This is a genomic window from Aeromonas sp. S5(2024) (assembly GCF_041403025.1).
GTDB lineage: Bacteria > Pseudomonadota > Gammaproteobacteria > Enterobacterales > Aeromonadaceae > Aeromonas > Aeromonas hydrophila.
This window is the reverse complement of sequence record NZ_JBGLRI010000017.1, coordinates 1-13,123: the sequence shown is the minus strand read 5'-3', so window position 1 is coordinate 13,123 and position 13,123 is coordinate 1. Positions and strand designations below refer to the sequence as shown.

Here is a 13,123-nt window from a genome sequence, read left to right as displayed (position 1 = left end):
TCTGACGGAAGTTGGCCAGCGAACGGGCATCCGCTACAAGGGGGTGACCGGTGTGGCGCCGGCTGGGTTACAATGGCTCTTCCATTCGGGCCCGGTTGGCGGGTATGTCGAAGTGAAAGGGTCTGTTCTCTTATGGTTAAACCGCGTTACCCCTTGCTGTTTCTGCTGCTGGTCGGGGGCATGATGGCCGGATTTTACTGGAACCAGCCCTCCCTGCCCGAGCATGCCGACTACTACCCGGCGGGGCGGGACATCAATCCGTTCGCCTTCACCGATCAGGATGGTCAGCCGTTCGTCCCCGCCAGCCTGACCGGCCACTGGACCTTCCTGTTCGTCGGCTACACCTTCTGTCCCGACATCTGTCCGACCACCCTGGCGGATCTGCGTTCCGTCTACCCCGAGCTGAAAAAGATCGCCCCGAGCAGCCAGGTGGTGTTCATTTCGGCGGATCCGCAGCGGGATGACGTGGCCCGTCTCAAGACCTATACCGCCTTCTTCAACCCGGAGTTCAAGGCGGCGACCGGCCCCCACGACAAGCTGTTCCCCTTCGTGCGCAATCTGGGGCTCATCTACTCCATCGCCGACCAGGGTGAGAAGGATTACCTGATCGACCACTCCGCCTCCATCGTGCTGATCAATCCAGCCGGCAAGCTGGAGGCCGTGTTTCGCCCCCGTGTGAGCGAGGGCAGTGTGCCCAGGGTCGTCATGGCGAGCATGGTGTCGGACTTTGCCAAGATAGTGCGGCTGGACGACGCATGATGAGCAACGGGCTCCCTGCGACATGTTGACCCCTGTCTGGTGGCGGGACGGGCGGCGCCACCGCGCCGTGTTTGCCCTGGCCCTGCCCATGGTGTTTTCCAATGTCACCACTCCGCTGCTGGGGCTGGTGGATACCTGGGTGATCGGTCATCTCGGTCAGGCCTGGTTCCTCGGCGGCGTGTCGGTCGGCGCCACCCTCATCAATCTGCTGTTCTGGCTTCTTGGCTTCCTGCGGATGTCCACCACGGGGCTGACCGCCCAGGCTCACGGTGCCAGCAGCCCGGCCGGCCAGCTCGACACCCTGGCCCGTGCGCTGGGGCTCGCCGTCGGGCTGGGAGTGATATTGCTGCTGCTGTTGCTGCCGTTGATCCCCACTCTCATCGCGCTCAGCGGTGGCTCCGCCGAGGTGCAGCACTATGCCGCCGAGTATGTTTCGGTGCGGGTCTGGAGCGCCCCGGCGGCGCTCTGCAACCTGGTGATCATGGGCTGGCTGCTGGGCATGCAGGATGCGCGCAGCCCCATGCTGCTGCTGATCTTCACCAATCTGGTCAACATGGGGCTCGATGCCTGGTTCGTGCTGGGGCTGAGCTGGCAGGTGAAAGGGGTCGCCGCCGCCTCGCTGCTGGCGGACTACAGCGCACTCGGATTGGGGCTCTGGCTGGTGAGCCGTCACCTGCGCCGGCTGGCCGCATCGGCGTGGCAGGGTGCCTGGCAGCGCTGGCGTCAGTGGCCCGCGTTGCTGCGACTGCTGGCCCTGAACCGGGACATCTTCATCCGCTCCCTCTGCCTGCAACTCTGTTTCGCCTTCATGACCCTGCAGGGGGCCAGGCTGGGGGATGTGGCGGTGGCGGCCAATGCGGTGCTGCTCAACTTCCTGATGCTGATCTCCTACGGGCTGGATGGCTTCGCCTACGCGGTGGAGGCCATGGTGGGCCGCGCCATCGGGCGGCGGGATCGGCAGGGGTTGCGGGAGGCCATCGTCCTCAATCTCGGTTGGGCGCTGCTGATTGCCCTGACGTTCAGCCTGCTGTTTGCGGTGGGCGGCAGCCGGCTGATCGCGCACATCACCGATCTGCCGGCGGTGATCGCCGCCGCCAACGCGCAGCTGCCCTGGCTCATCGCCATGCCGCTGCTGGCGGTCTGGTGCTTCCTGCTGGACGGGGTCTTCATCGGAGCGACCCGGGCGCGGGAGATGCGCAACAGCATGCTGGTGGCGGCACTGTGCGGCTTCTTCCCGGTTTGGTGGCTCTGTCAGGGTTGGGGCGTGGCGGCCTTGTGGGCCGCGATGGCGGCCCTGATGGCGGGGCGGGGGGTGACGCTGGGCTGGCTCTGCTGGCAGCTGGAGCGCGATGGCCGGCTGCTGCATTCAGCCCACGGGGTGGGAGCGGCGCAGCAGGCTTCCTCCTGACGTTGACGTCTGCCTGGATCTGTCGGGATTACTCCTGCAGCGAGCCGGCGTAGCCCAGCTGGCGCCAGCTTTCATAGACGAACACCGCTACCGCATTGGCGAGGTTCATGCTGCGGCTCTGGGGCAGCATGGGGATGCGCAACCGCTGCTCGAACGGCAGGCTCTCGATGATCCCGATGGGCAGGCCGCGGCTCTCGGGCCCGAACAGCAGGGCATCGCCCGCGGCAAACTGCACCGCCGAATGGGCGGTGCGCCCCTTGGTGGTACAGGCGAATACCCGCGTCGGTGCCACCGCCGCCAGAAAGGCCTCGAAGCTTGGCCAGCGCTTCACCTCGGCAAACTCGTGGTAGTCGAGCCCCGCCCGTTTCACCCGCTTGTCATCCCACTCAAACCCCAGCGGCTCTATCAGGTGCAGTCGATAGCCGGTGTTGGCGCAGAGGCGGATGATGTTGCCGGTGTTGGGTGGAATTTCCGGTTGGTAGAGCACGATGTCGAGCATGACGGCGTCCTGATGGGGCGAAAAGGGCGCCAGCATACCCAGCGCCCGTGCGGATGAAAAGAGTCTGCTCAGCTGATGGGCAGGCGGATGGTGATGGTCAGCCCGGCCGGTTGATTGCTGCTGGCACGGATGGTGCCGCCGTGGCGCGCAATGGCCTCCGCGGCGATGGCCAGCCCCAGCCCGGTGCCGCCGGTCTTGGCGTTGCGGGCATCGTCCACCCGAAAGAAGGGCAGGAACAGCTGGGCCTGCTGCGCCACCGGCACGCCGGGACCGTCGTCACGGATGGTCATCACCCACTCCAGTCCCTCCCGATACCAGTCCACCTTGATGAACTCGCGGGCGTATTTGAGCGCGTTGCGCAGTGGGTTCTCCAGTGCTCGGGCCAGCAGATCAGGCCACATCCGCAGCGATTCAGCCGGCAGCGGCGGCAGCCGGAGCTGCTTGCCGCTCTGGTTGGCCTCGAACATGGCATCGTCCAGGATGGGCTCCAGCAGATCGGCCAACGGCATCACCACCGGCGCTTCCACATGCTGCTGTACCCGCGACAGGTCGAGCAGGTCGCCGATCAGCTTGTCGAGCCGGCCGATCTCCGATTCGATCCGTGCCAGCTCGTTGCTGTCCCCCTGTTTGCGGCGGATCAGCGCCTGCGCCAGCTGGATGCGGGTGAGCGGGCTGCGCAGCTCGTGGGAAATGTCGGAGAGCAGCTGCTTCTGCTTCTGGATCATGTTCTTGAGGGTATCGACCATGTGGCTGACGTGATCCGCTAGCTGGCCGATCTCGTCCCGCCGCCCCAGGTTGGGGATCTGCGCCTCCAGATTGCCCTCCGCCAGCTGGGAGACCGACTGCTGCAGTTGCAGGATGGGGCGGGTCAGCCGCCAGGCCAGCAGCAGACAGAGCGGGGTGCTGACCAGCATGGCGATGCCGAGGATCTGGATCGGGTGATCCAGGATCTGGATGAACAGGAACAGATAGGAGTTCTCGACATTGAGGCCGAAGTAGATGTGGTAGATCTGGCCGTGATGCGTCATCTGGAAGGGGCCGGCGATGGCCCGCTTGTGCTCGCTGCCCAGCATGGGCTTGGCGGGGTTGTCCGAGTCGAGCATGAAACGGATCACGAACTTGCTCAGGCGGGTGCTGGACTGCATCTGCCCCTTGGCATCGCGCAAATAGATGTTGTCGACCGGCAGCAGACCGGCGGCATCGATGGCCTGGGCCAGATCGAAATCCTGATTGGGGTCAGCCCCCTTCTGCAGCGCCTTCAGGTTGTTGTTGAGGCGGGTGATCTCGTGGGCCGGCAGCGGAATGATGTTGCGGGGATCCAGGGTTGGCAGGATCACCACGGCGGCCACCACCAGCAACAGCATGAACCAGAACCAGAGGAAGATCTGGGTGGAGAGACCGTTGAAGGTGCGGGCGGTTCTCATGCCTGTTCCAGCCACAGATAACCTCTGCCGCGCACCGTCTTGAAGCGGGGCTGGCCATCGGTACGCTCAGGCAGCTTCTTGCGCAGGTTGCTCAGGTGCATGTCGATGGCGCGATCGAAGGGCTCCAGCTTCTTGCCGAGCACCAGCTCGGAGAGCTGGCTCTTGCTGACGATCTGGCCCGGGTTGCGCAGCAGGCACTCCAGCAGGCCGAATTCGGTGGCGGTCAGCTCCAGCAGTTCGCCGTGGCAGCTGGCCTGCTGCAGGCCGGGTTGCAGCACCAGATCCATGAAGCGTACCTCTTCCGAGCTGCCGCCGCGCTGGGGCTGGGTACCCTGGGTTCGGCGCAGGATGGCGCGCACCCGGGCCAGCAGCTCCCGATCGTCGAACGGCTTGGCGAGATAGTCGTCAGCCCCGGCCTCCAGCCCGTTGACCCGATCCTGGCTGTCGCCACGGGCGGTCAGCATCAGCACCGGGGTGTCGTGGGTCTTGCGCAGTCGGGCCAGCATGGCGAAGCCGTTGAGCTTGGGCATCATCACGTCCAGCAGCACCAGGTTGAAGTGCTGTTCGGCCAGCCGTTGCAAGCCCTCTTCGCCATCCTCGGCGACGGTCACCTGGAAGCCTTCCAGGGTCAGAATTTCGGTGAGCAACTGGGTCAGCTCGAGATCGTCGTCGACCAGGAGTATTTTGTGCATCTGAAGTCATTCCGCTGATTTTTCGCGCCAATCCGGCGTCGGGGTCAGGGTATAATAGATTTTTAACCGCAAGAGGAAAGCCGGTTTTGAGCCATCAACAATATTCCCGCTGGGTGACGCTGGCCAGCATGGCCGCCGTCACGACCGCCACCCTGCTGATCACCGGCAAGCTGATCGCCTGGCTGATGACCGACTCCTCGAGCCTGCTGGCCTCCCTCACCGACTCCTTCATGGACGTGAGCGCCTCCATCATCAACCTGCTGGCGATCCGCTACGCCCTGTCACCGGCCGACGACGAACACCGCTTCGGCCACGGCAAGGCGGAGTCGCTGGCCGGGCTGATCCAGGCGGCCTTCATCTCCGGTTCCGCCCTGCTGCTGGTGATGCACGGCATCTCCTCCCTGCTCAAGCAGGCGCCGCTGGAGCGGCTTGAGGCGGGTCTGTGGGTCAGCGGTGGCTCCATCGTGCTGACCCTGCTGCTGGTCAGCTTCCAGAGCCTGGTGATCCGCAAGACCAACAGCGTGGCCATCAAGGCCGACATGCTGCACTACCGCTCCGACCTGCTGCTCAACGGCGGCGTGCTGTTGGCACTGGTGCTGGCGGGGCAGGGCTGGTACTGGGCCGACGGCCTGTTTGCCATCCTGATCGGGCTGTTCCTGCTGTGGGGAGCGCTGCACATCGGCTATGAATCGGTGCAGGCGCTGCTCGATCGTCAGTTGCCAGCCGAGGAACAAGCGAGAATAATGGCCCTCTGCTGTGACGTCGAAGGTGTACACGGGGTGCATGATCTGCGCACCCGCCAATCCGGTCCGACCCGTTTCGTGCAGTTGCATCTGGAACTGGACGATCAGCTCCCTCTGGTCAAGGCCCATCAGATTGCCGATGAAGCCGAACTGGCGGTTCGTCAGGCGTTCGAGCGCATGGATGTCATCATTCATATGGATCCCATCTCCGTGGTGCACAAGGAACAGCAAGGCACTCCCTCAGAACAACAGTAGGCTGCAACATGGATGATCTGGTTGCCAGAACCTGGCAAAAAATTCAGCAAGAAGCGGCGAGCATGGCGACCGAAGAGCCCATGCTGGCCAGCTTCTTCCACTCCACCATTCTCAATCACAAGAACCTGCGTTCGGCCCTCAGCTTCCAGCTGGCCAACAAGCTCGACAGCGCCACCATGCCCGCCATCGCCCTGCGCGAGGTGATCGAGCTGGCCCTGCGCAGCGAGCCCCAGCTGCTGGCGGTCGTGGCGGCCGACATCTGTGCGGTGCAGGAGCGCGACCCGGCGGTTGATCTCTTCTCCACCCCGCTGCTCTACCTCAAGGGCTTCCATGCCCTGCAAGGCTACCGGGTCGCCAACTGGCTGTGGCGCCAGGGGCGCCGTTCGCTGGCGCTCTACCTGCAGAACCAGATCTCGGTGGTGTTCGGAGTGGACGTGCACCCGGCCGCCCGCATCGGCAAGGGCATCATGTTTGACCATGCCACCGGCATCGTGGTCGGCGAGACGGCGGTGATCGAGGACGATGTCTCCATCCTGCAGAGCGTCACCCTGGGTGGTACCGGCAAGGAGAGTGGCGATCGTCACCCCAAGATCCGGGAAGGGGTGATGATAGGGGCGGGCGCCAAGGTGCTCGGCAACATCGAGGTGGGCATGGGGGCCAAGATCGGCGCCGGCAGCGTGGTGATCAACCCGGTGCCGCCGCACACCACGGTGGCGGGCGTACCCGCCAAGATCGTGGGGCGTCCGGAGTGCGACAAGCCTTCGCTGGACATGGATCAGTGTCTCTGATCCCCTGACCGAGGTGCATCGATGGCCAAGCGCTGGTCGGGTTATCTGATCCTGGGGATGTGGCTGCTCAATCTGCTGCACCTCTATCTGGGATTCTCCCCCTGGCCGGCGGCCATCGCGGCCTGGGGGGCCTCACTGCTCACCTGGCCCTGGCTGGTGGGGGCGGCGCGGCGCCAGGCGCTGGCCCTGTACGGCGCGGCGCTGGCACTGCTGATCTTCTCCTGCTGGCGGGGGGCAAGCCTCACCGCCGGTGACTGGCTGCTGCCCAACATCAACATGCTCACCATGTTTGCGGCGGTGAGCACCCTCAATCTCGCCACCTCGGGTCTCTTGACCGGTACCACCTCATGGCAAGGGCGCAAGGGGCTGTGGAGCACCATGGCCAGCCTCAACCTGCTGGGGGCCGTCATCAACCTCTCGGTGCTGTTCATCATCGGCGATCGGCTGGAACGTAACGGCACCCTTGAGCGGCGTCAGGTGCTGGTGCTGAGCCGGATCTTCTGCGCGGCGGCCTTCTGGTCCCCCTTCTTCGTCGCCATGGCGGTGGCGCTCACCTATGCGCCCGGCTTGCAGCTGTCGCGCATCCTGCCGTTCGGGGTGGTGGCGACCCTGCTGGCGATGGGGCTGACCGCCTGGCAGGTGGAGCGGCTGGGGGTGGCGGACTTTGCCGGCTATCCGCTGCGGCTGCAGACCCTGGGATTGCCGGTGGCACTGGCCCTGCTGGTGCTGTTGATCAAGCAGATCTGGCCGGATCTCGGCATCCTGGCGGTGATCGCCCTAGTGGCACCGCTGCTGGCCTTTGCCTTCATGCCGAGCGCGGGGCGCGGCCCGGCCCTCAAGCGGCAGGTGGTGGAACGCTTCCCCGCCATCGGCGGCCAACTGGTGCTGTTTCTGGGGGCGGGTCTGCTGGCCGCCGGCATCAACAGTGCGCTGTCGGTGCTTGAGCTGAGTGGCGGCCACGGCTTGCCCTTCTTCCATCACTTCGGCTGGCTGGAGTCTTCGCTCACTCTGTTGCTGATCCTGCTGGTGGCCATCGTCGGGGTGCACCCGCTCATCAGCATCTCAGGATTGGCGCCGCTGCTGTGGCCGCTCTCGCCGGATCCCAGCCTGCTTGGCATGTGCTTCCTGCTGGGCTGGGGGTTGGCTACCGGCACCAGTCCGCTTTCCGGCTCCAACCTGGCGCTGGCCTCCCGCTACAACCTGAGTGCCGGGGCGATTCTGCGCGGCAACCTGCTCTACGGCCTGCTGATGTACGGGGTCGCCTGTCTGCTGCTGGGGGCCTATATCGCCCTGCACGCCTGATGATGCGGGCTTGCGGCAAGGGCGTGTAGGGCGGTTGTGCGGGGCCGGCCGTGGCCTGGGCGCAGGATGCGAGAAAAATAGACGCATATTTAGGCAATACATCCATGGAAGGCGCATTTTACAGCGCACCGGCTTGTTTGTGCCGATAGGCTCGGGGTATGCTGGCTTCACGCGCTTGAATCGCCCTCTGTGGGGCATCGCAATTGAACATACAGGTATGCATATGTCACTAGAAGTCCTTGAGCAACTCGAATCCAAAGTACAATCCGCCGTCGACAACATCTCCCTGCTGAAGATGGAGCTGGACGAGCTGAAAGAGCAGAACAACAAGCTGCAAGACGAGAACCATCAGCTGCGCAACGAGCACGTCGCCTGGCAAGAGCGTCTGCGTGCCCTGCTGGGCAAGATGGACCAGATGGGCGAAAGCATCTGAGTCATCGCCATCCGCGAGAATTGAAAACGGGCCGCTCCATGAGCGGCCCGTTTGTTTGGGTCAGTCTGGCAATCAGAGTGCCAGCAGCTGTTTGACAGTCTTCTCGATGCCGTCCGCCGCCTCCACTATGTTGTTGGCCAGCATGTAGGCGGGGGTGGAGATCACCTTGCGCTCCTGATCCACCACGAACTCGTTGACCGGGCAGTTGAGATGGCTGCCTCCCATCGCCTCGATGGCGTTGGCGGTGCCCTCGTCATGGCCTATGGTGGCCAGGGTGCCGGCCCCGTAGATGAGCGGGATCATGGCCGGTGCGATGCAGATGTAGGCGGCCGGCTTGCCGGCCTTGGCGAAGCTCTGGCACGCCTTCAATACATCCGGCTGGATTTGGCACTCGGCTCCCTTGATGGCGAAGTCGCACAGGTTCTTGGCGGCGCCAAAGCCACCCGGCACCAGCAGGGCATCGTAGTCGGCCGCATCCAGCTCGGCCACGTCCCTTATCTGGCCACGGCAGAGGCGGGCCGCTTCAACCAGCACGTTGCGGTGCTCGCTTTCACTCACTTCCCCGGTCAGGTGGTTGATCACATGGAGCTGTGGAACATTGGGAGCGAAGCACTGGACTGCTGCGCCCTGCCTGGCCAGCGCCAGCAGACTGATGACAGCCTCGTGGATTTCGGCCCCGTCAAAGACGCCACAGCCACTCAAGATCACGGCCACTTTTTTCATGACAGACTCCTCGTTGTTGAAAATGTGAGCCAGAATGGATTGTTGTACTTTTGTATGGTTATCGTTCGTCCTCAGCTGGTCAAGTCATCTTGCTGTGCTAGGATTGTTTCGTTTTAGATCCTGCCGTACTTACTCCCTTAAATTTTTTTCCACATTGATCGAGATCATTCAAGTCGTCTCGCGATCGGTTTTTACATATGCAACCAATTGTTATTTATTGGTTTTTATATTTTTGTGCACAGTTTTATCACTGTGGTTCATACTGCCCCCCATTTTTGAGCACAGAGTTATCCACAGATTGATGGCCTGTGAGGATCCGCCGGCAGGGTCTTTGCCCCTCTTGGTGTGAGGGGGGCCCTGTGGCATCCTAGCGGCTGTTTATCTCTGGCAGGACGATTTCATGGCCCCTAGCAATCCCCTTATTCTGGTCGACGGCTCTTCATATCTTTACCGCGCCTTCTTTGCCTCCCAGCAGGCCGATTTGCGCACCTCGACTGGTTTGCCGAGCGGCGCCGTCCGTGTCATGGCCAACATGATGCGCAGCCTGCGCAAGCAGTACCCCGACTGCCACGTGGCCGTGGTGTTCGATGCCAAGGGCAAGACCTTCCGCGACGACATCTATCCCGAATACAAGGCCAACCGGGCCAGCATGCCGGACGATCTGCGCAGTCAGGTTGCCCCCATCCACCAGATGATCAAGGCGATGGGCTTCCCCTTCCTGATGGTGGAAGGCGTTGAAGCCGACGATGTGATCGGCACTCTGGCCCGTCAGGCGACCGAGAAGCAGTTGCCGGTGCTGATCAGCACGGGGGACAAGGACATGGCACAGCTGGTCTCCGACCATGTCACCCTGATCGACACCATGAAAGACGTGAAGACCGATCGGGAAGGGGTGATCGAGAAGTTCGGCGTACCGCCCGAGCTCATCATCGACTACCTGGCCCTGATGGGGGACAAGGTGGACAACATCCCCGGCATGACCGGCGTCGGCGAGAAGACCGCGCTGGCCCTGCTGCAGGGGATCGGCAGCATCGACGAGATCGCCGCCAACCTCGACAAGGTGGCTGCGCTCGGCTTCCGTGGCTCCAAGGCGTTTGCCGACAAGTTCCGCGAGCAGGAGGAGCAGGTGCGCCTCTCCTACGTGCTGGCTACCATCAAGACCGACGTGGCGCTGGAACAGAGCCTGGAAGAGCTGCAGCTCGGCCCCATCGACAAGGAGGCTCTGCTGGCGGTCTACCGTGAGTACGAGCTGCGCAACCTGATCAAAGAGTTGGAGTCCGGCGGCGCGGAGGAGAGCGGCGCCGAGGGTGATGATGAAGGCGCCGCCCCGGTAGCTGCCATCGAGACCGACTATCGCTGTATCCTGGACGAGGCCGAATTCGACGAGTGGCTGGCCCGTCTGCAGACGGCGCCGCTGTTTGCCTTCGATACCGAGACCACCAGTCTCGACTATATGGAAGCGCGCGTCGTGGGCGTCTCCTTTGCCATCGAGCCGGGCAAGGCGGCCTACGTGCCTTTCGGCCACGACTATCTGGGGGCGCCGGTGCAGCTGACCGAGGCCGTGGTGCTGGGCAAGCTCAAGCCGCTGCTGGAAGATCCGACCCGTCTCAAGGTGGGACAGAACCTCAAGTACGATCGCAACGTGCTGCTTAATCACGGTATCGATCTGCAGGGCATCGCCTATGACACCATGCTCGAATCCTATGTGCTCAACTCCACTGCCAGCCGCCACGACATGGATTCGCTGGCCCGCAGATATCTGAATGCCGAGACCATCTCGTTTGAAGATATCGCCGGCAAGGGGGTCAAGCAGCTCACCTTCAACCAGATTGAACTGGAGCAGGCGGCTCCTTACGCGGCGGAAGATGCCGACATCACCCTGCGTCTGCATCAGGCGCTGTGGGGCAAGCTCTCTGCCGAGCCGGGTCTCGCCAAGGTGTTCAGCGAGATCGAATTGCCGCTGCTGCCGGTTCTGGCGCGGATGGAGCGACTCGGTACCACCATCGAGCCCAAGCTGCTGCACCAGCAGAGTCAGGAGATCGAAGTGCGTCTGGCAGAGCTGGAGAAACAGGCCCACGAGCTGGCCGGGCAGGAGTTCAATCTCTCCTCGCCCAAGCAGCTGGGGGAGATCCTCTTCATCAAGCTGGGGCTGCCGATCATCAAAAAGACCCCCAAGGGAGCGCCATCCACTGCGGAAGAGGTGCTGGCCGAGCTGGCGGAGACCTATGAGCTGCCGCAACTGCTGATGGAGCACCGTGGGCTGGCCAAGCTCAAGTCCACCTACACCGACAAGCTGCCGCTGATGATCAAGCCGCAGACCGGGAGGGTGCACACCTCCTATCATCAGGCGGTGGCGGCGACCGGCCGGCTCTCGTCCACCGATCCCAACCTGCAGAACATCCCGGTGCGCAACGAACAGGGACGCCGCATTCGGCAGGCTTTCATCCCGTGCGCCGGTTACAAGCTGGTGGCGGCGGACTACTCCCAGATCGAGCTGCGCATCATGGCGCACCTCTCCGGCGACAAGGGGTTGCTGACTGCCTTCGCCGAGGGCAAGGACATCCACAAGGCGACCGCCGCCGAGGTTTTCGGGGTGGCGCTCGAGGCGGTGACCAGCGACATGCGCCGCAGTGCCAAGGCGATCAACTTCGGCCTCATCTATGGCATGAGTGCCTTCGGTCTGGCCAAGCAACTGGGGATCGGCCGTGCCGAAGCGCAGAAGTACATGGATCTCTACTTCGAACGCTACCCGGGTGTGCTGGAGTACATGGAGCGAACCCGCCAGCAGGCGGATGCCCAGGGCTATGTCGAAACCCTGTTTGGCCGCCGCCTCTATCTGCCGGATATCAAGTCGCGCAACGCAGGTCTGCGCAAGGCGGCCGAACGGGCCGCCATCAACGCACCCATGCAGGGTACGGCCGCCGACATCATCAAGCGTGCCATGATCAACGTGGATGGCTGGATCCTCGGAATTGAAGACCAGTCGATCCGCATGCTGATGCAGGTGCACGATGAACTGGTGTTCGAGATCCGCGAAGAGAAGCTGGAAGAGTACATCGCCATCATCAAGGAGAAGATGTCAGCCGCAGCCGAGCTGCATGTGCCGCTGGTGGTGGAAGCGGGTACCGGTGACAACTGGGATCAGGCCCACTGATCCCGTCTGACGGTCATATAGCTATATAAGAAGAGAAGCCCGGCATGATGCCGGGCTTCCTGTTTGTGGTGGCGGGGTATCAGGCCTCTTGCAGATACTCATCCTTGAGCAGTACATAGTTGTCGGCCGAGGCCTTGAGGAAGGCGATCTCGGCCGGCTTGAGGGCTCGGGCCTGCTGGACCGGATTGCCCATATAAAGAAAGCCGGCCTCGAGCCGCTTGCCAGGCGGCACCAGGCTGCCCGCCCCGATCATCACATCCTCTTCAACGATCACCCCATCCAGCAGGATGGCACCCATGCCGACCAGCACCCGGTCGCCGATGGTGCAACCGTGCAGCATGGCTTTATGACCGACCGTGACATCCTCGCCGATCAGCAGCGGATAGCCGCCGGGGTTGCTGGCACTCTTGCGGGTCAGGTGCAGCACTGTGCCGTCTTGAATGTTGCTGCGCGCCCCGATGCGGATATGGTTCACATCCCCCCGTGCCGCTACCATGGGCCAGATACTGGCATCGTCACCCAGCTGGATATCCCCCACCAGGGTGGCGCAGGGGTCCACATATACCCGTTTGCCCAATTGCGGGCGTTTTCCCTTGTAAGGTCTCAGTCGCAAGTCCATCTCGGCCTCCTTGTTTTCGGCCATTCTAGCAATTCGAGCCCGGTTTCTGTGGATAAGTTTGTATAAAAGCTGTGCTTGGATATGAATAACTAAAAAAGTGCAGTTTTTTGCAATTTTATTGCCGATGAGGGGTTGCCAGAAAGAATCCGTTCCCTATAATGCGCCTCCATCGACACGGCAAGCGGCAACGCAAACAACCGGGTCGGTAGCCTTGAAAAGCCTTTGCAAATAAGGCTTGACTCGAGAAGGCGGTTGAGTAGAATGCCACTCCCGCAGCAGCCAAAAGCTGCGTCGCTCTTTAACAATTTGAATCAAGCAATCTGT

General features: G+C 62.8%; 12 protein-coding genes. 7 read left to right on the top strand and 5 right to left on the bottom strand.

All coding sequences use genetic code 11. The annotated features are described in order from the left end of the window. Positions 1-132 precede the first annotated feature (132 nt). Positions 133-759 carry an SCO family protein gene (locus ACB032_RS21680; RefSeq protein ID WP_045790911.1) on the top strand — a complete coding sequence of 209 codons (627 nt, stop codon included), beginning with the start codon at positions 133-135 and terminating at the stop codon, positions 757-759. Between the two features lie 22 nt (positions 760-781). Further along, on the top strand, positions 782-2,167 hold the full coding sequence (gene dinF / locus ACB032_RS21675) for an MATE family efflux transporter DinF (protein ID WP_371138744.1): 1,386 nt from the start codon (positions 782-784) through the stop codon (positions 2,165-2,167). A gap of 28 nt (positions 2,168-2,195) precedes the next feature. Here dinF and trmL read toward each other — a convergent pair whose 3' ends face one another. From trmL to ACB032_RS21660, 3 genes are all read right to left on the bottom strand, one after another. Continuing rightward, positions 2,196-2,666, bottom strand: a complete 471-nt coding sequence (gene trmL / locus ACB032_RS21670; protein WP_371138755.1) for a tRNA (uridine(34)/cytosine(34)/5-carboxymethylaminomethyluridine(34)-2'-O)-methyltransferase TrmL — start codon at positions 2,664-2,666, stop codon at positions 2,196-2,198. Positions 2,667-2,734: 68 nt separating this feature from the next. After that, positions 2,735-4,090, bottom strand: coding sequence for an ATP-binding protein (locus ACB032_RS21665; protein ID WP_371138743.1), 1,356 nt, complete (start codon positions 4,088-4,090; stop codon positions 2,735-2,737). After that, positions 4,087-4,782: a response regulator gene (locus tag ACB032_RS21660; protein ID WP_016349025.1), complete on the bottom strand. Its 696-nt coding sequence runs from the start codon at positions 4,780-4,782 to the stop codon at positions 4,087-4,089. Before ACB032_RS21660 ends, ACB032_RS21665 begins: the two co-directional genes overlap by 4 nt. An 86-nt stretch (positions 4,783-4,868) precedes the next feature. On the opposite strand from ACB032_RS21660, the gene ACB032_RS21655 reads away from it, so the two are divergent. The 4 genes from ACB032_RS21655 (at position 4,869) to ACB032_RS21640 (ending at position 8,303) form a co-directional block, all read left to right on the top strand. After that, complete coding sequence (locus ACB032_RS21655; RefSeq protein ID WP_016349026.1) at positions 4,869-5,780, top strand: cation diffusion facilitator family transporter; 912 nt, start codon at positions 4,869-4,871, stop codon at positions 5,778-5,780. 8 nt (positions 5,781-5,788) lie between these two features. After that, positions 5,789-6,568 (top strand): serine O-acetyltransferase, encoded by a 780-nt coding sequence (gene cysE / locus ACB032_RS21650; protein WP_371138742.1) that lies wholly within the window; start codon positions 5,789-5,791, stop codon positions 6,566-6,568. A 21-nt stretch (positions 6,569-6,589) separates the two neighbouring features. Then, positions 6,590-7,870: a hypothetical protein gene (locus ACB032_RS21645; protein ID WP_171281895.1), complete on the top strand. Its 1,281-nt coding sequence runs from the start codon at positions 6,590-6,592 to the stop codon at positions 7,868-7,870. Positions 7,871-8,093: 223 nt separating this feature from the next. Further along, on the top strand, positions 8,094-8,303 hold the full coding sequence (locus tag ACB032_RS21640) for a cell division protein ZapB (protein WP_016349028.1): 210 nt from the start codon (positions 8,094-8,096) through the stop codon (positions 8,301-8,303). Positions 8,304-8,375: 72 nt separating this feature from the next. Here ACB032_RS21640 and elbB read toward each other — a convergent pair whose 3' ends face one another. Further along, the gene (gene elbB / locus ACB032_RS21635; protein ID WP_371138741.1) at positions 8,376-9,026 is read right to left on the bottom strand and encodes an isoprenoid biosynthesis glyoxalase ElbB; all 651 of its coding nucleotides are present in this window, start codon (positions 9,024-9,026) and stop codon (positions 8,376-8,378) included. Between the two features lie 400 nt (positions 9,027-9,426). On the opposite strand from elbB, the gene polA reads away from it, so the two are divergent. After that, entirely contained in the window at positions 9,427-12,180 is a 2,754-nt protein-coding gene (gene polA / locus ACB032_RS21630) for a DNA polymerase I (protein ID WP_371138740.1), read from the top strand. A gap of 79 nt (positions 12,181-12,259) precedes the next feature. Here the strand turns inward: polA and ACB032_RS21625 are convergent, their stop codons facing one another. After that, entirely contained in the window at positions 12,260-12,799 is a 540-nt protein-coding gene (locus ACB032_RS21625) for a gamma carbonic anhydrase family protein (protein ID WP_371138739.1), read from the bottom strand. Positions 12,800-13,123: the final 324 nt, after the last annotated feature.

Bases quoted from the DNA above. Each gene is read 5' to 3' on its own strand.
- ACB032_RS21680 (WP_045790911.1), top strand. From the start codon at position 133: ATGGTTAAACCGCGTTACCCCTTGCTGTTTCTGCTGCTGGTCGGGGGC.
- dinF (WP_371138744.1), top strand. From the start codon at position 782: ATGTTGACCCCTGTCTGGTGGCGGGACGGGCGGCGCCACCGCGCCGTG.
- trmL (WP_371138755.1), bottom strand. From the start codon at position 2,666: ATGCTCGACATCGTGCTCTACCAACCGGAAATTCCACCCAACACCGGC.
- ACB032_RS21665 (WP_371138743.1), bottom strand. From the start codon at position 4,090: ATGAGAACCGCCCGCACCTTCAACGGTCTCTCCACCCAGATCTTCCTC.
- ACB032_RS21660 (WP_016349025.1), bottom strand. From the start codon at position 4,782: ATGCACAAAATACTCCTGGTCGACGACGATCTCGAGCTGACCCAGTTG.
- cysE (WP_371138742.1), top strand. From the start codon at position 5,789: ATGGATGATCTGGTTGCCAGAACCTGGCAAAAAATTCAGCAAGAAGCG.
- ACB032_RS21645 (WP_171281895.1), top strand. From the start codon at position 6,590: ATGGCCAAGCGCTGGTCGGGTTATCTGATCCTGGGGATGTGGCTGCTC.
- ACB032_RS21640 (WP_016349028.1), top strand. From the start codon at position 8,094: ATGTCACTAGAAGTCCTTGAGCAACTCGAATCCAAAGTACAATCCGCC.
- elbB (WP_371138741.1), bottom strand. From the start codon at position 9,026: ATGAAAAAAGTGGCCGTGATCTTGAGTGGCTGTGGCGTCTTTGACGGG.
- polA (WP_371138740.1), top strand. From the start codon at position 9,427: ATGGCCCCTAGCAATCCCCTTATTCTGGTCGACGGCTCTTCATATCTT.
- ACB032_RS21625 (WP_371138739.1), bottom strand. From the start codon at position 12,799: ATGGACTTGCGACTGAGACCTTACAAGGGAAAACGCCCGCAATTGGGC.